The sequence below is a fragment of the Ruegeria sp. BHSC276 genome, from assembly GCF_059612945.1.
In genome coordinates this window covers 97,548-113,298 of sequence record NZ_JBXWRP010000003.1, presented here as the reverse complement: position 1 = coordinate 113,298, position 15,751 = coordinate 97,548, and the positions used below count along the sequence as shown (strand labels likewise).

15 protein-coding genes are annotated in these 15,751 nt (G+C 57.5%); 4 read left to right on the top strand and 11 right to left on the bottom strand.

Going from position 1 to position 15,751, the window contains the following annotated elements; translation table 11 throughout:
* Positions 1 to 287 precede the first annotated feature (287 nt).
* The 3 genes from AC2FMD_RS04245 to AC2FMD_RS04235 all read left to right on the top strand — a co-directional run bounded on the left by AC2FMD_RS04245 (position 288) and on the right by AC2FMD_RS04235 (position 2,852).
* A complete protein-coding gene (locus AC2FMD_RS04245) occupies positions 288 to 1,451 on the top strand; it encodes a tyrosine-type recombinase/integrase (protein ID WP_496794718.1) in 1,164 nt (387 codons plus the stop codon).
* Positions 1,452 to 1,555: 104 nt separating this feature from the next.
* Positions 1,556 to 2,188: a tyrosine-type recombinase/integrase gene (locus tag AC2FMD_RS04240; protein ID WP_496742715.1), complete on the top strand. Its 633-nt coding sequence runs from the start codon at positions 1,556 to 1,558 to the stop codon at positions 2,186 to 2,188.
* A 202-nt stretch (positions 2,189 to 2,390) separates the two neighbouring features.
* Positions 2,391 to 2,852 carry a hypothetical protein gene (locus AC2FMD_RS04235; RefSeq protein WP_496713748.1) on the top strand — a complete coding sequence of 154 codons (462 nt, stop codon included), beginning with the start codon at positions 2,391 to 2,393 and terminating at the stop codon, positions 2,850 to 2,852.
* A gap of 64 nt (positions 2,853 to 2,916) precedes the next feature.
* Here AC2FMD_RS04235 and AC2FMD_RS04230 read toward each other — a convergent pair whose 3' ends face one another.
* The 10 genes from AC2FMD_RS04230 to AC2FMD_RS04185 form a co-directional block, all read right to left on the bottom strand.
* Positions 2,917 to 3,243 carry a hypothetical protein gene (locus AC2FMD_RS04230; protein WP_496742713.1) on the bottom strand — a complete coding sequence of 109 codons (327 nt, stop codon included), beginning with the start codon at positions 3,241 to 3,243 and terminating at the stop codon, positions 2,917 to 2,919.
* Between the two features lie 5 nt (positions 3,244 to 3,248).
* A complete protein-coding gene (locus tag AC2FMD_RS04225) occupies positions 3,249 to 3,770 on the bottom strand; it encodes a hypothetical protein (RefSeq protein WP_496742712.1) in 522 nt (173 codons plus the stop codon).
* A gap of 28 nt (positions 3,771 to 3,798) precedes the next feature.
* On the bottom strand, positions 3,799 to 4,569 hold the full coding sequence (locus AC2FMD_RS04220) for a hypothetical protein (protein WP_496742711.1): 771 nt from the start codon (positions 4,567 to 4,569) through the stop codon (positions 3,799 to 3,801).
* Between the two features lie 73 nt (positions 4,570 to 4,642).
* On the bottom strand, positions 4,643 to 5,158 hold the full coding sequence (locus AC2FMD_RS04215) for a DUF805 domain-containing protein (protein ID WP_496713740.1): 516 nt from the start codon (positions 5,156 to 5,158) through the stop codon (positions 4,643 to 4,645).
* Positions 5,159 to 5,671: 513 nt separating this feature from the next.
* Positions 5,672 to 5,899 (bottom strand): DUF308 domain-containing protein, encoded by a 228-nt coding sequence (locus AC2FMD_RS04210; RefSeq protein WP_496679496.1) that lies wholly within the window; start codon positions 5,897 to 5,899, stop codon positions 5,672 to 5,674.
* Between the two features lie 51 nt (positions 5,900 to 5,950).
* The gene (locus AC2FMD_RS04205) at positions 5,951 to 7,159 is read right to left on the bottom strand and encodes a carbohydrate porin (RefSeq protein ID WP_496679498.1); all 1,209 of its coding nucleotides are present in this window, start codon (positions 7,157 to 7,159) and stop codon (positions 5,951 to 5,953) included.
* Between the two features lie 166 nt (positions 7,160 to 7,325).
* A complete protein-coding gene (locus AC2FMD_RS04200; protein WP_496794717.1) occupies positions 7,326 to 8,888 on the bottom strand; it encodes a HoxN/HupN/NixA family nickel/cobalt transporter in 1,563 nt (520 codons plus the stop codon).
* A gap of 12 nt (positions 8,889 to 8,900) precedes the next feature.
* On the bottom strand, positions 8,901 to 9,680 hold the full coding sequence (locus tag AC2FMD_RS04195; protein WP_496794716.1) for a DUF3299 domain-containing protein: 780 nt from the start codon (positions 9,678 to 9,680) through the stop codon (positions 8,901 to 8,903).
* Between the two features lie 3 nt (positions 9,681 to 9,683).
* Positions 9,684 to 11,312 (bottom strand): amidohydrolase family protein, encoded by a 1,629-nt coding sequence (locus AC2FMD_RS04190; RefSeq protein WP_496794715.1) that lies wholly within the window; start codon positions 11,310 to 11,312, stop codon positions 9,684 to 9,686.
* A gap of 40 nt (positions 11,313 to 11,352) precedes the next feature.
* Entirely contained in the window at positions 11,353 to 12,912 is a 1,560-nt protein-coding gene (locus AC2FMD_RS04185; protein WP_496742707.1) for an amidohydrolase family protein, read from the bottom strand.
* A 197-nt stretch (positions 12,913 to 13,109) separates the two neighbouring features.
* Between AC2FMD_RS04185 and AC2FMD_RS04180 the strand changes: the two genes are divergently transcribed.
* The gene (locus AC2FMD_RS04180) at positions 13,110 to 14,111 is read left to right on the top strand and encodes an AraC family transcriptional regulator (RefSeq protein WP_496742706.1); all 1,002 of its coding nucleotides are present in this window, start codon (positions 13,110 to 13,112) and stop codon (positions 14,109 to 14,111) included.
* A 478-nt stretch (positions 14,112 to 14,589) separates the two neighbouring features.
* Here AC2FMD_RS04180 and AC2FMD_RS04175 read toward each other — a convergent pair whose 3' ends face one another.
* The gene (locus AC2FMD_RS04175) at positions 14,590 to 15,744 is read right to left on the bottom strand and encodes an SDR family NAD(P)-dependent oxidoreductase (protein WP_496742705.1); all 1,155 of its coding nucleotides are present in this window, start codon (positions 15,742 to 15,744) and stop codon (positions 14,590 to 14,592) included.
* Between the last annotated feature and the right edge of the window lie 7 nt (positions 15,745 to 15,751).

The following is a 15,751-nucleotide window of genomic DNA, read 5'->3' as shown; positions in this document are numbered from 1 at the left end:
GCAGTGCAGATGTTCCCAAATGGCTTGGCATCAACAAAGCAGGAGGTTGTTGCCAATATGTACAGGGGCTCAGAGAAAAGATCCTGGTGCCCCCACACGGACTCGAACCGCGGACCTACTGATTACAAATCTTATCACCCTTTTTTCGATAGCATTATAGCCAATTCGATTGGACAGCATATTCTCTTAAATAACAAAAGTTTTTGCGTGCAGAGGTTTCTATAAGACCCTTCCCAACTCTCCGCACTTTGCTTACCTTGTGCTTACCCAAGCCGTCCGAGACCAATATGCCCAACGTCAGATTAACAAAATCAACTGTCGATCGCCTTTCAGCAACAAACCGGGACACGATATATTGGGACGACGGTCTGCCGGGTTTTGGACTTCGCGTGAAAACGACCGGCGTCAAAAGCTTCTTAGTTCAATATCGCAACAAACAAACCGGTCGGTCGAAACGCAAGACACTTGGACGATATGGGCCGACCTTGTCTTTGGGCGCCGCCCGCGAAATAGCACGCGCGCTTCTTGCTGACGTGGTACGTGGCGCAGATCCTGTCGCCGATGCTCAAAGCCTAAGGCATTCACCAACGGTGAACTCACTTGCCACGCAATACATGACCGAACATGCGGAACCGAAGAAACGTCCCGGTAGCGTTCGGAATGATCGGTCAATGCTGGACAGATACATTCTCCCCAAGCTTGGGGATCTTAAAGTCATTGAAGTGACGCATCAGCATGTTCAGAAGCTTCACAATCAAATGCGTGATACGCCCTATCAAGCCAATCGCACTCTGGCGCTCATGTCGAAAATGTTTGAACTGTCTGTGCGCTGGGGTCAGCGTTCTGACAATCCGGCGCGCGGCATAGAAAAGTTCCCCGAGGAAAAGCGGGACCGCTGGTTGTCAGACGGTGAGCTGCAAAGACTTTTGGTGGCTCTGTCAGAGCATCCAAATCAGGTTGCAGCGAACGCTATTCGCCTGCAGCTCCTGACAGGCGCACGGATCGGCGAAGTGCTGAAGGCAAAATGGGAAGACTTTGATTTGGACCGCGGGGTCTGGACAAAGCCGTCGCACCACACAAAGCAAAAGCGACGAGAGCACCTGCCGCTTTCGTCAGCAACCTGTGATTTGCTTGCGGCAATGAAAGCAGGGGCATCTACTGAAAGTCGTTGGTTGTTTCCGGGACGCTCTCCGGACCAACCGTACAAAGATCTGAAGAAATTTTGGAGCTCGGTCACCACATCAGCAGGTCTTCAAGACTACCGTATCCACGACAATCGGCATACGCATGCGTCGCATCTCGTTTCCAGCGGTCTGAGTCTGCCTATAGTCGGTCGGTTACTTGGACACACGAACCCGTCTACCACGCAACGCTACGCGCACCTCGCAGATGACCCGTTGCGGCAGGCAGCGGATGTGATGGGTAAGAAGATCAGCGGTGGCAGTTCCTGAAACCTGAGAATTTCCTGTGCTGAAGACACGCGAGCGGCAATTAGACTGCAGCTGTCGGCACAGTGTCGATGTTTGGGACGGAAGGCAATGGACGGAGATCTAAGATGCCCAAATCTCTACTTCCCGTTGTCACAACGCGTCGTCCGCCTTGGAACAAAGGCAGACTAGTCGGACAGAAGCGGCCATTGCAGTCAAAGCAAGTCTGGGCCATTCGCGCTCGGCTCGAACTTGCAAACAAGCTGAGAGACCTGGCATTGTTCAATCTTGCCATCGATAGCAAGTTGCGCGGGTGCGATCTCGTCCGCCTGAGGGTTAACGATCTCGCCGTCGGCAATTCTGTTCGCGATCGGGTATCCGTTGTTCAAAGCAAAACTGCAAAACCGATGCAATTTGAAGTGACGGAGAATACACGTGAAGTCGTGTCGCAATGGGTCTCTTCTCAATACATGCATGGACAACGGTATCTGTTTCCAAGTCGTATGCATGCTTTGCCGCATCTTTCGACCCGGCAATACGCTAGGCTTGTCCGGGAATGGGTGTCAGCGATTGGTCTCGATCCGTCCAGCTACGGCACGCATTCACTTAGGCGCACCACGGCGGCTTTGATATACAGAAAGACCGGAAACCTACGTGTCGTTCAAATTCTGCTCGGTCACAGCAAAGTGGTCAGTACGGTGCGTTACCTTGGCGTCGAGCTTGAAGACGCGCTTAGTATTGCCGAACGTATCGATCTTTAATGCTTTGGCGGGCGGGACCGTCCGCTCGCCGCTCCCAAGCAGACTTTCGGAATCCCCCGTTGGTCTTCCGCTTCGAGCCCTTCTCAGACCTTGATCGCTTGCGCAGCATTCGAGACAGTGAACAGGAACTCGCGGCCGCATTCGGCGACGAAGCAAAAGGATGTTTAAGGTTGTCAGACCACTTCGCACAATGGAGATTCAAATGCGTCGATCGATCCTGATGCTGTCAATGGCTATGGGGATGTTGGGGGGTCCAGCATCATCCCAGCCGCTCTTTGAGGATTCTAAGGCTTTCAATCCTTCCAGCGAAACGGCATTGGCGATTACCGGGCCAGTAATCATGTCTACCAAGCGGATGGTCTTCGAGACCGGCAGGTTTCTTGATCTCGAAGTTTATGACCCCAAGAGTTCAGGCAATTGGGGTGCGTCTGGCGACGTGCCTGTTGCTCAGGTGTTTCGTGTATCAGGCGATGCAGGCCCACTAAGGCAGGGAAACACGCTTTGTGGCGACCAACCAGTCACGTATATGGCAGCCTGGAGTGAGGACAGCTCCGGATCCACCTACCTTGGCGTAGCGATGTTTACTGGCATGGAACCGCCTGCAGGCATTGCCGGTCAAGCGTTGTGCGCGACGTATTTCTTCTCGATGGATGTTACGGAGTAGTCCGGCAGTTGTCCTGAACTCATCGACAGAGAGGACTATTCAAAGTCCAGGGCAAGCATGTGGTTCAGCGGTCGGGAATGCTGAAGAACGAGAAGCTGTTGGTTTGGGTGATTACGGGCGCTCCCGTTTCCGCCATTAGGCTTGCCATTGCTGCACTTCCCGTCGGACAGGCCAAAAGATCGGCCGCATCGTCGAGGAAATCGACAGTGAAAGCCGTTTCGCCGACAAGTTGGCACTCGTCCGCAACGCTTCGGTAACCGCGAACGAAGTTCAGTTTCGGGTCGGGTTCGCTGATCGCGACCTCTGGAGCGGTTTCGACGCATCCCGTCACAGTCAGAACAAAAGCGCAGGCACAGATGGCACGCATGACCTTTTCGAGGCGTCGCTCCATCGATTTTACTCCCACTCTGCACCTGTGCTGCGCCAAACCATTTCATCTGGATCCCAGACACTGGCCACGACACAGGGCGTTGGGTTGATCCCACCACATTGCGAGCCATGCAAATCCGCCAAAAGCACGCGGAATGGGCCAATGTTCGCCATGTCCCATCCCTGATTTAGAAGCGAAAACATACGATCGCCGATCAGAAAGTGAGACATGCAACCACCTGTCCCGCAATAGAGCGACACAGCGGTGGAACAGGCAAAACCCACCTCATCCAGAACCCAGTCCCGCTCGATGTCTCCATCGAGATCGACGCGGTGGATGGCTCCCAATTCAAGGGCGAACTGCCCGTTCTCCATATCCGAACATGCCTGCTGTGCTGCCTCTACTCTTTCAAGAAGCTGTGTGGGCAGCCCGGACAAATCCTGCGCGTGCGCCGCGGGCGTATAGAAGGCCACGGAAAGAGCACAGAGAGCAACCGCCAAAACCCCAGCGCCGGCGCGATTGCCATTTCCAAGCAGTTGGCTACCCATGTTCGTGTCTCCAGCCCTTCCGTGTGCCTCAGTTGCACTGATCGTAGGTGTAATCGCCAAACTCGATCCAGTTCCGGCCCGCATCGCTGAAGACGAGGAACTCTGACCGATCTTCACCCAGGAGCGCCACTTGGAAGCCTGCTGGTGGTTCGGAGTTTCCGAAGAAGCTATATGAAGTCATCGCCCGAACTGTCTCACCATTGACGGTCACGAGGGCATCCCACTGCTCGCCGGGTTGACCCACGATGGCGTATTCGATGACCCTCTGCACGGCACCGCCACCGCAATACACAATGCCTTCTGGCGCCTCCATGCTCTGTGATGTCGACCTGTTAGAGCCGCAGGCCGCGCGTAGGGATCTGACTGCCGCGGAAGATCCTTTGAGCGTGAAGATACCATAAGAGACATCCTGGTCAGCCATCGAAAGGTTCAGAACGGCGTTCTGCGCGATCTGATCCAAAACAAAATCATAGTCGCCCTGATCGAAAAAACGGACCTCAACAGGATAGCTGTCGACGAGCGAGATATCCGCATTCACTGATCCTGCCTGAAACGCGCCGACCTCAGTCGAACCATCCTTCATGAACCGAAAGGACAGGCCCTGCTTTGAGACAATATCCTGCGAGTCCTCATAGCCTGCTGGCGCGAAGCGGACACGATCGCACTGCAACTCCAGCGTCATGTTGTCCGTTTGAATGAAGGCGTTGGCATTAGGCGGTCCACTGAAGTTCCAGTCAGCCATGCCCGGCGATGACATCATGATTGTGAAGACCGTGCCGGCAACAAGATGTCTCTTCATAGATAACCCCCTAGTCAGTTTGGCCGTGGTTCGTCATTTCGCCGCGAAAGCGCTAATGATCTACGTCATAAGTTCAAGCTGCGGGTGGACCATATTCATTTGTACCTTCCTGTGATGGTCGGCTGAGCCACCAGATCATCAGCACCGAGAGTATCAGTTGAAGGACTCCCACAATCATCACGCCGGTGACGCCAAGTAGTGCCGCTGGGCCTCTCAACGCTTCAGGGTCGTCGGTCCCTTGCTCGAGGACTGAAAATACAGCGATGCCACTGAACAGCATGAACATGGTTGCGATGCTTAGTGCTGCAGGCAAAAGCAAGTACCAGCCTGGTCTTCCGGTGTCATGCAGTCGACGCCATCCAGCGGCAAGCATGGGTATGACAACGGCAAGTTGGTATATCGGGGTGAGGACTTGGCTGCTCTCTCCAGTTTCGGGGTCCGTGCCAAACAGGGAGGCGTCGATAACTGCCAAGACAACGCTGACGACAACCACGAACAAAACGAACCACCAGTACTCGGGCCGCGCCGCGCGCCCGGAAAAAACGAAGTATTTTGCAAGGCATGTCTTTATTGCATCGACGAAACCCATGTCTGCGTTCTCCCTGAATACTTCTACAGGTACTTTCAGACACGAGGGGACAACTTGCAAGCTTTGGTCAACCTATTCAGATGCTGTAACTGCAACAGGCTGCTCCGTCCCGCTCACCTGACCTTGGTGCTAGGTGCCGCGAATGGCTCGAACGAGCCCATAGGAGAAGTGTCCAAATCCTGCTGCGTGCGCACGCAGCGCGGATTATTCTGCGGTTGCTGAGCTTTGGTTGTCGCAACGCGGCAAGAAAACCAGCCATTCGATCAGAGCGCGACGAAATTTGTCACTCGAACCAATAGATCGCGGACGAAACTGCCATTCGTCCTTGTGCTCACATCACCCGAATTTGGACCAAACTTCAGTTATGGCCCTATGATTGGAGGAGGCTTCCAGCGTTGTCCTGACATTGCGTTTCCGACAATCGCGGCAAGCAGGATTGCACAGGAGGACAAAGCCCACGATCGCCGACATCGCGGCCGAAATCAGTTGCAGCCAGAAATCCGGAGTCATGCTTCAGCCTATCAGTGTAACGGCTTGAACGATGCCGCTGAAGAGCAGCATCCACCCGAGAAACACCGCAAGAGCGACATTGGTCGTCAGAGGGTAAATGAGAACGAGAACGCAGGCGAGAACGAGCAAAATGCCCTGTACTAAGAACAGCCTCGAACTGCGCCTCACCGTCTTGCGGGTCACGTCCCGCATCGCTTCTGCGGCTGCATCAAGTGTCATCGATACAGCCATATATCCGGCTCCTTCCGTTTTGGGCGCGGCATCCCTGTCTCGTTTTGCGAATCAGAAGTGGGCACGCACGCGCAACCCGAGAACCACCATGTTTTCGGTCGTGGGGTCGTTCGCAGGGTTGGTAACAAGCTGCACACTTGGTGTGATCTGGAAGAAATCCGTCACGTCCCACCGGTAGAATGCCTCCATTGTGAACTGGTTCCGTGAGTTACCAGGTGCCCGTCCCCAGTTCACCCCGACTCCAGCAAGATCCTTGCCGTCGCGGGCGTCGTACCCGGTTCCAACGCTGATCGATCGGTCGAGAAGCGTTCCGCCATCTTTGGCATAGCCTGCACGGAAGAACGGCCTCCACGCGTCCTGGCGACCGCTCGCCAGAAAAGAAACGCCGTAACCGCCGGGCACACCAGCCTGCATTCTCTGATCAATCTGCCAGAAAGTCAGCTGAACTGACTGGTCGTATCGATTGTCCCAATCAGGCGCCCAACCTATGCCGAAGTGTTTGAAGGTCTCGCCGGTGTCGAAAAGCGTTCTGGCGCTACCGACCGGGTCTGCCGGGTCTGCGTTGGCATCTGCAAAGCCAGCGAGGATCGCCCAACTGTCGCTTAGTCTCCACTGCAGCGCGGCTCCCAATCCCTGAGAGGGCGCTGGAACAGTTGGTAGTTGCTCAAAGGCGAGGTTTGTGAAGGCGGTCCATGGGTTGGCGAGGCTGTTGATGTCAATGTAGTCGGTGACATCAACCTGACCGATGACGAAGCTGCCCCGACCATCGGCAAACGCTTGACGCCAGTAGAGGTTGGTCAACAACCACCCCGCATCGCTAAAGGTCGACGAAAAAAGCCCTGCATATCCAAGGGATGGCCCGAGCGCCTGGGGCGAGAGATGGCTTCCGAAGGCGCTCCGATTCTCGATCTTGAAGACCAAAGCGCCAGCGTAGGGAGTGCCGCGTCCGGACGCTGTCCAAGTGCCGAAGAACCGAAACACGTTGCTTGCCGCATCGGACGGCGTCAGGTCTGAGTCGGTACCGAGATACTGGGCCATCTCCTCGAGACCGAATGTCAGCCCCACGCGGTTCTCAAACCCATTTTTCCAGTCCCGGTACGCCTGCACCCCCCCCAGATCCTGCTGATCGGACGTGGCTGCCAGCGTTCCGAGAACGCTTTTTGGAGATGAAAACCCATCACGGCTTAGGCCTTCAGGTCGGACTTCCGCGGGAAATATGGTGGCGAGTAGCGCGCAGACGACCGTCAGGGTATATCGCAACCATCGGCACCAAACATAACGCCGCATCGCGACACAGACGCAATGAGGGTCAAATGCGCCTTGCATGCTCTGCTCATTAGGTGCCTGTGACATAGTTTATCAACTCCAATTGCAGGTAATTGAGGGGACAAACGCCTCGCAGGCCAACTATATGTTATGAGCTCGCTTAGCTCGTCCCGAGGACCGATGTTTGCTGCGGTCGATCCGCGCCTGGCGGCTGAGCCAAGGTCATGGCGAATAAAGTGCTCCCGATAGCTAGCACGCAGGCCGCGCCTGCGAGCCGTGAACGGGCTTCAAATCTCAGGCGTCTCTGGGGGGTGCTCCCGAGGCGCGCCTCGGCCCAGTTGCGACCCAGGATCGCCGCTATGCCGAGGGCCGACATGGCGAGCGCCATACCCGCCGAAATCGCGATCACCATCATGACCGCGGGAACCACAAGGTCGTTCGCGAGGCCAAACAGCATGACGATAAGCGCGCCGGTGCAAGGCACCACACCTACCGCGGCTGCGATCCAGCCGCCGCCTTGCGATTCGGTGTTTGCAGCGGAGCAGGCCGCACATCCGGCGTGGGCGTGGCCGCCGTGGTGATCGTCATGAGCTGCTCGTATGTTCGCGATGGCATGCCATAACATCACCGCACCTATTGCCATGATCAGCGCGTAGCTTCCGAGCCGGATCAACCTGTAATCCGAGGGCGCCGCTCCCGTCGCTTGTCGTACGGCGAAGTCGAGCAGGAAGACGACGACTACCGCCGACAGCACGTGCATAACGGCGATCCGGCCGCCCATGACGACGCCACGTCTGAGACTGCCACCGGTTCCGATGAAGTAGGAGACGACGACGGCCTTGCCGTGTCCCGGGCCAAGCGTGTGCAGCGTACCGTAGGCGAACGCGATCAGCAGCGCGAGCCCGACTCCGCCGGCAGACCGGCCTTGCTCCATGTCCGTCATCGCTGTGGTGAAGATGTCGGTGATCCTGGCCTGCGCGCGTGCCAACCAGGAAAAATCCTCGCCTGCGGAGGTAGCGGCAACGATCTCGCCGGGCGTCCCGCCGATTACAGCCTGCTCCATCGCGTACGACGTCGGAATGCTGCGCGAACCGTCTACAAGGAACAGAGTGTGACTTGCCGGCCAATGCGTCAGGCGCCCCGCAAGCCGTACCGGCGTGAACATACCAATGGAATCGACCCCCTCGGGATAATCGACATGAATGATCTGGTTCGGTGGAGGCGCAGGGGCGTGTATGCATGCTCCTATCCACGGCACCAGAAGAAACTCAACGACGCGCCCGTTTTCCCGGCGCAGCGGCAAGACATACCCGTCAATGGATAACTGAGATTCCAGCAAGCCCGATGCGACCTCAAACGCCGTTTCGTCCCAGTCTTGGACCGCGATGCCGTCAGACGAAAGCGGATCGAAGAGGTCGTCCGGCGGCAGAACCGTTTGCGGGCCGCTCAAGGATGACTGACCCGCATACGTTCCATCATCCGCTTTATCGTCTTTCTGGGCCTCGAGGCTCATACCCAGGTCGTTCCATGTGATGATTGTGGTCGGTCGATCTTGCGCATGGGTCGAACCAGCAGCAGCCAGGAGGAAAATTGACACCACGAAACAAATGCTAAGTACAAACCGATGTGGCGTGCGCTCGTCTGTTTCTTTGAGGCTATGTGATGCGTCCTGCGCGCACTTGTAATGACCAAGCATCCTGATTGGGGTTGAGAGCCAAATCATCAATTCGAAGCCTCAATTATTGCCGGTTTGTTGATCTTCCCCGGTGGGTGTGGAGTGGGAGACGTTCCTGATTTGCGACGCGGTGCGCAAAGGGGTTCGAGGCGTATTCACCGCCAGCGTGACTTGGGTTGCTTCGAGGTTCCACATACTCGCCATCCGCGCTTCACCGTCGAGGACGAAGATGGTTTCGTTGCTCTCCTGAGGCGCAAGCAGCCCCGTCACTGTCACCGGGGTGTAGAGCGACCGAGCCGGAGACCCCGCATCGACCGTCACGCGGATCAGCTGGTTGGGTGGCGGCGGGGGCGTATGGCTACACATGCCCACTTCCGGCACAAGATATCCGACGGTGAGACCGTCTTCGTCGATGCCCGCGGGAATGAGGAAACCGGTAATGGTGACCGTGGTCCGGTGGAGCTCCGGATTGGTTGAAAGGAGTGCACGCTTCCGCGCTTCGGCCACGATCCACCGCTGGGCCAGCAACTCTTCGATGTCATGGCCGGCAAGCGTCAGCGCGTCGCGCGCCGCCTCGAGCCGCGCCTCGAGCCGTGATCGTGCGTCTTCCGGAACCTCCCCGCTCGCAAGCCGCTGCTCGAGACGGACGAATGTTCGCAACTCCCCGAGCATCTCGAAACCCATATCGCGAAAAGGGTCGTCGAACTCCTGCGCGGCAGGGTCTGGCAAGTCGGGGAAACCGATCCGGGTCGGTTCCGCCTGCTCAGTCGCGGCGGCAAGCAGTACCGCGACGAGTCCAACACCCATTCGTGTCCGTAGCTTGGCTGCCCATGTCGTCATGGCTCAATTCCCTCCCTGCGGAGGAATGCCAGGCGCCACATCCGGCATGCCGGTCGAGAACTCCCGGTTCCACGCTTCTTCCGACACTGCCTCGAAAAGCGGCCGATCCTCGGGTTCGAAGCGGATCGGCTGGCCTGCGAAGACTTCGAGCAGTTCGTCGTCGCGCACCGTGACCTCGCCATGCACGATGACCGCTTTGAAGCCGGTTGAAGGGACTGCGCCCTGATTGTAGGTCGCGTTGTCAGTGACGGTCTCGGGATCGAAAACGACAATGTCGGCGATCATGCCTTCCTGCATCCGGCCACGCTCTTGCATGGCCTTCAGCCCCATGCGTCCGAGATGATGGGCTGCGTTGTAGCTGAGGATCGACAGGAGTTGCATCATCGGAATGTCGTTCTCGCGTCCCAGCCGGAGCGTTAGTGCGCGGGCACCGGCGAGGCGCGGATGGGTATTGCCCAGCTCCTCGAACGGGGTATTCCAGGGTGCCGTCAGAGGCTCGGCAAACATCGCGTCGCTGGCCATCGTCACGCCCTTGAGCGTCAACCATTTCACGGAATCCTCCGGCGGCGTCTTATAAAGAAGGATTTCCTGGGTCGGGTTGTCCTTGATCACCTGATCGTATTTTTCCTGAGTATAGAAATCACCCGTAATCGGGTCCTGCATCGTGTCTTCGTAGCGATGACCCTGTCTCTCGACCCAGTTGTCCGGCTGGAGGAAAACCGCATTCACCGTGGTCGATCCAGCGGAATAGGGATAGACCTCGCCCCAGATGTTGTGGCCCAGTTCCTGAAGCCGTGAGATCAGTTCGTGCGTGAGACGCCAGCCGGGATTGTTGAAATGCTGGATCAGCACAGGAGCGTCGAGGGCAAGCGCATTGGCGATGGCCTCTTGGGCGCCGACGTTCTCGAGGGTGTCACCGTCCGGGGTGAACCGGGTGTGTACGGCGGTCTGACGGCCATAACGCGCTCCAACCTTCTGCACCTCGAACAACTCGCGCGTAGTAACGCCATCACGCATGTAGCCCAGCGTAGAGCCCACACCCAGCGCTCCAGCCTGAAGACCTTCGTCGATAATCTGCAGGATCTTGTTGCCGGTATCGTAATCTGCTTTGTTCAGGCTCCATCCAGAACCTTTGCGGGTTGTCAACGCCGCTGCGGGACCGAGCAGAAGGGTTTCATCATCGTCGAAACCGTCGAGCACAATAGCACGGGCCTGTTCGTGGCTCGATGCGCAGCCGTAGTTCGCCTGGTTCTTGCCTTCGCGTTCTGAATACCATCGCGCCACATATGTCCCTGCGCAGCCTTCCTCGAGGTCCATGCTACTGGTCAATCCGTCCCGCAGGCCGAGCGCATAGCCCATCGGCTGCTGCCAGTGAAAATGGGTGTCGATGAAACCGGGCGCCACGATATGGCCGGTCGCATCGATCTCTTCGGTCCCGCTCAGCGCCTCCTTGGAGATCGTGACGATACGGCCATCAGAGATGCCCACATTGGCCATGCTGTCGTAGAGCGTTTCCGGATCCATGACCCGACCATTTAGAATGACGAGATCGTAGTCCTGGGCCTGGGCGAAGCTGCCGAACATCAGCGTGGAGGCCAACGCGGTCGCCGTGATAGCAGATTTAGGTTTCATGGTTGAAATGCTCCCGCGATCAAAGGGGTACGAATGAAGTTCACTGTACTAGTTCCCGGCGGATCGGTTGGCCGTGCGGCGCGTCGAGGATGAGATTTCCATCCCGCACGACGAAGCCGCCGTTCACGAGCACGGTCTGCACGCCGACGGCGGGCTGGTTGGCGTTCTCGAAGGTCGCGCGGTCGGCCACCGTCTCCGGGTCGAACACCACGATGTCGGCGTCCATGCCCACCTGAAGCCTGCCCTTTCGGCGCATCTGGGGCACGAACGCTTCCAGCGTCTGTGCGGGCATCAGCGCCATTTTGCGGATTGCCTCGCTCATCGACATCACACCGCGCTCGCGGACATAAGAGCGCAAGATCTTTGCGTAAGTCCCGGCAGAACGCGGATGCGCGAACACATCCTCCGGCAGCGGCCATTCATCTCCGGTGTAGGTCTGAACGTTGCCTTCTTCGTCGAAGTACGACCAGAAGGTCGCGTCCGAGGCAATCAACGTTGCCGGATGCGTTACTGACAGGTCGAGCATGGCGAGGTCTTCCGGCTTGCTCTCATCGAGAAAGTGCCAGGTGATGAACGTGCCCGGCTTGTTCGCCTGATAGTCCGCCAGCTCGTCCTCGGTCATGCGGTCGGCGCCGAGCTGGAAGTTCTCCGAGGTCGATTGCATCCGCTCCCGCCAGTCCGGTCCGGTGAACATCGCAGCACCGACGACCGTGCTCGCGGCGCCGTAGGGATAGGCCTCAACAGTGATGTTGATGCCCTTCGCCATCGCCTCTTCGACGAGGGCGAGCGTAGCCTCGATATCCGCCATCGAGGTGCTGTTGATATGGCAGATGTGCATGTGTGCGCCGGTGATCGCCGCATTCGCGATCAGTTCCTTGAGCGCCTCGAAGGAGCTTTGCGGCTCGATCACGCTGGCGTATCGGACATGGGTATAGGTGGCCACGCCGTATTCGTTGGCGAGCTCCGCCAGCGCGAAATACTCCTTCTGACCGTATCCCGGCGCATAGCCCGCATTGATGCCGATGCCGAGGCCGCCTTCCTTGAGCCCCTGTTCCACAAGGGCGAGGATGCGTGCGGCTTCGTCCGCATCGGCGATCTCCATCTTCCAGTCGTTCTCGGCCTGGGCCTCCTGGAAATACTCGACCGTCGCCAAAGGATCGGTGTTGTCGAAGGTGGCGATCCGGCCATACGTCCAGCCCGCGGCCGCCCCGTAGTTGATCGGCAGGTTCTTCGCTGCCTGACCCTCGTACCAGTCGCCGATGGGAAGGACGCCGGACTCGAGCTCAAGTGCGGTCGTCACCCCCTGCATCGCTTGCATCCGGTAGTCGCCGATGCTCTGACCGTGCGCATGCAAATCGATGAACCCCGGAGAGACGACGTGGCCCGTGGCATCGATCACCGTGTCGCCTTCAAGCGGGAACTCGCTGATCGCGGAGATGCGGCCGTCTTCCACACCGACGTTGCGGATCGCGTCGAGGCCCGTCTCCGGGTCGATTACCCGCCCGTTCAGGATCACTATGTCGTTGGCAAGCGCCGTCGTCGCGGTTGCGAGCAAGACCATCAGGCTGCCGATTGCGCGCAAGTTTCTTTCTGGTTGCACAGGCGATCTCCCTTTACCTTCGGCCACCTTCTGGAATCGTGACCTTTTCAGAGAGATACTAGACACACATCAGAGCCAGACGGCTTACCCCCACAGGACAGGAGGTGTCGAATCTTGTCCTAGAAAGCGCATCCTGCGAGTATTGGTGCAGTATGGCGTGTACAGCTATGCGCAGAACTCAAACCGGGGATTGCCGAATGGTCTCTGAGGGGATCGTGTTCAACCGCGCGCTACAGCTTCTGCCCTTCCTCGATCTGTTCGAGAAGCGCGGCGGCCAGATTGGCCCTGTGCTAGCAGCGGCCGGCCTCGACCAGATCGATCTCACCGACCCGGCTACGCTGATCACCGGCAATGCACTCTACAAGGCCGTCGAGGAAATGGCCGATGCACTCGACGATCCGTATTTCTCGGCGCGCGCAGCTGAGGCGTTCGTCGAGGCGGGCCCCGTCTTTGTCCGGGAGAGCTATGCGATATCCCACACCCTCGCAGAGTTCCTACCGCTGGCTATTCTCGAACTCGACCGGCAGATCAACAACGTTCGATACTCCCTCCAAATCAATGCAAATGTCACCGTGATCCGAGCTGAGAGGACTTTCTTACCGGCAGCACCCGTCGTTCAGGCAGATGCCGCCACTGCGAGCCTGTGGTTGACCCTCCTGCGGTTAGTGACCGAAGACGATTTCAATCCGTCTCGTATAACAGTTACGGCGCAGGAAAACGCGGGTATTCCGCCGGATCTGCTTCCGAAGTCTTCTTTCTTGAAACGAAAGTGCAACGGTGTTCAGATCGGGTTTCCCTCTGAGTGGCTGCAACGGCCACTAGCCCTGAACTGGAAAATCCCACCCACCTCGCGTGGAGAGTTCCGTGATACTTCCCCGCGCGATGCAATCCTGACATGGGTCGAAAAAGTCTGCCTCCAAAGGATTGGCGAGCGAACCTTCGGCCTCCAGGAACTCGCGCGTCACCTTGGCGTCCACCCAAAGAGCCTACAGCGCACGATCTCTGGATTGGGCACCTCGTTCCAGGAGATCCGCGACAAGGTGCGTAGAGAAAGGGCCCTAGAAATCCTCGACAGCGATAGATCCGCACCGAACGAGGAGATCGCCGAGTTGCTTGGTTTCTCCGGTGCAACAAGTTTTTCCAGAGCGTTCAAGAGATGGACTGGTGTCACACCGACCGAATATCGGCAAATTCAGTGACCCGTTCTCTGCTCCCTTGAGCCAAAAGAAAGCTTGGAAGATGAGGTACTCGTTGGATCAGTTTGGAGAAGTTGTAGTGCGACGTTAATAAATTAGCCGACGGCATTAATTGGTGGGTTGCCAACATCGATGCAATCTCTGCAACTGGCAGTTTTGTTGTATATTTCGGAGTTTGCAATGCTTGGTCGTGAATGTCCGGTTTGCGCTGCCGGTTCAACCGATGGCCGCAACACACTCCTCGAACTTCTCCACTAGCGAGAAGTAATTCAAGGTTATTCTCGGCCGCTCGTTGAGCTCCCCGGCGACGGCGTCGAGGTGTTCTCCGAGACGGGATGCGAGTTCGATCGCGAAGTTCGCCGCATCTGCATCAGGCTGCTAAGTCCGCAATTCGGACATTGATCGATTTTCCCCAAATAACCGCTCTGCGGACAATGCAGCCAGTCGCGTGAGTACAGAAACTGACGGACGCCCCTTAGGGTTAATTGGGCGGTTCGTATGGTTCTAGCACCCCAAACGGCACCGGCGATTCCTCAATAAGGGTCTTCTCGAACTCCACGATCTTCTCGAAGATTACGGGTAGAATCCATGTGGCTTCGGACTGTATCTCGTATTCCTCTTTAGGGTCGGTGATAAGGTTAAAGACGCGAGGCACATTGAGCGGGCGCGGCTCGCTGTTCATGTTCTCCAACTCGATCAGATGGAGCTTCCAATTGCGCCACTTATAGCCGTATACGTCATCGTTGTTGTAGATGATGAAGCCTTCCCGGTTCGAGGTATCCTGCTCCCCCAAAAAGAAATCGAGCTGGTCTACACCGTCGATGATCCGATCGTCCGGAACGTCGTAGCTAGCGACACGGCCCAGAGTTGGCAGCATGTCCACTAGATGCACGATTTCGTTGCTGGTAGAACCCGCTTCGATGCGACCTGGCCAGCGCATCAGGAATGGAACGCGCAGCGATCCTTCCCAAGCGGTGAAATAGTTGCCGCGCCATGGTCCGGCAGTACCATGCCAAGGATGGAAGTACTCATCCGGCAGCATCGCGAGCCAGATGGCTGTGTCTGCGCCTTCTTCCGGAGAGCGGTTTGCACCGCCGCCGCCCATTCGTGTGCGCACCCAACCAGGACACATGGCATTGACTTTGACACTCTTGGGTAACGTCCGAGCCGATGCGACCGTCAGGGCGTTCAGAGCTGCTTTGGCGACGCCATATCCGGCGGGTCCGGCGACGCCATCCGAGAACGCGCCCCATCCAGAAGACACGTTCACTACCCGCCCATAGCCAGAGGAAACCATTCGGGGCGTAAGATGATGCATCAGCAAATATGGGCCATGCACCATGATGGCCATTGAAGCTGCAAAGTCTTTGGGATCGTCAAGCAAGCTGCCAGAACCGAGAATGCCGGCGTTATTGACCAGCACATCGATATGGCCAGCTTCTGAAATTGCTGAAGCGATACTGCCCGCGTCGGCAACGTCGACGTGCAGAGCCATCGCACCGATCTCGGTCGCCGCTGTGCGTCCCGCATCGAGATTGCGTGCGCCAACGAGAACCTCAAGGCCCGCGTCTTTCAGCCCCTTCGCTATGGCGAGGCCAATCCCACGATTGGCCCCAGTAACAAGCGCGCGTCTCAAATACTCT

What these genes read in the sequence shown, in the direction of transcription:
- AC2FMD_RS04200 (WP_496794717.1), bottom strand. Translation starts at nt 8,888, where the DNA reads ATGATTTGGCTCTCAACCCCAATCAGGATGCTTGGTCATTACAAGTGC.
- AC2FMD_RS04215 (WP_496713740.1), bottom strand. Translation starts at nt 5,158, where the DNA reads ATGGGTTTCGTCGATGCAATAAAGACATGCCTTGCAAAATACTTCGTT.
- AC2FMD_RS04235 (WP_496713748.1), top strand. Translation starts at nt 2,391, where the DNA reads ATGCGTCGATCGATCCTGATGCTGTCAATGGCTATGGGGATGTTGGGG.
- AC2FMD_RS04195 (WP_496794716.1), bottom strand. Translation starts at nt 9,680, where the DNA reads ATGACGACATGGGCAGCCAAGCTACGGACACGAATGGGTGTTGGACTC.
- AC2FMD_RS04210 (WP_496679496.1), bottom strand. Translation starts at nt 5,899, where the DNA reads ATGGCTGTATCGATGACACTTGATGCAGCCGCAGAAGCGATGCGGGAC.
- AC2FMD_RS04220 (WP_496742711.1), bottom strand. Translation starts at nt 4,569, where the DNA reads ATGAAGAGACATCTTGTTGCCGGCACGGTCTTCACAATCATGATGTCA.
- AC2FMD_RS04180 (WP_496742706.1), top strand. Translation starts at nt 13,110, where the DNA reads ATGGTCTCTGAGGGGATCGTGTTCAACCGCGCGCTACAGCTTCTGCCC.
- AC2FMD_RS04245 (WP_496794718.1), top strand. Translation starts at nt 288, where the DNA reads ATGCCCAACGTCAGATTAACAAAATCAACTGTCGATCGCCTTTCAGCA.
- AC2FMD_RS04240 (WP_496742715.1), top strand. Translation starts at nt 1,556, where the DNA reads ATGCCCAAATCTCTACTTCCCGTTGTCACAACGCGTCGTCCGCCTTGG.
- AC2FMD_RS04230 (WP_496742713.1), bottom strand. Translation starts at nt 3,243, where the DNA reads ATGGAGCGACGCCTCGAAAAGGTCATGCGTGCCATCTGTGCCTGCGCT.
- AC2FMD_RS04225 (WP_496742712.1), bottom strand. Translation starts at nt 3,770, where the DNA reads ATGGGTAGCCAACTGCTTGGAAATGGCAATCGCGCCGGCGCTGGGGTT.
- AC2FMD_RS04190 (WP_496794715.1), bottom strand. Translation starts at nt 11,312, where the DNA reads ATGAAACCTAAATCTGCTATCACGGCGACCGCGTTGGCCTCCACGCTG.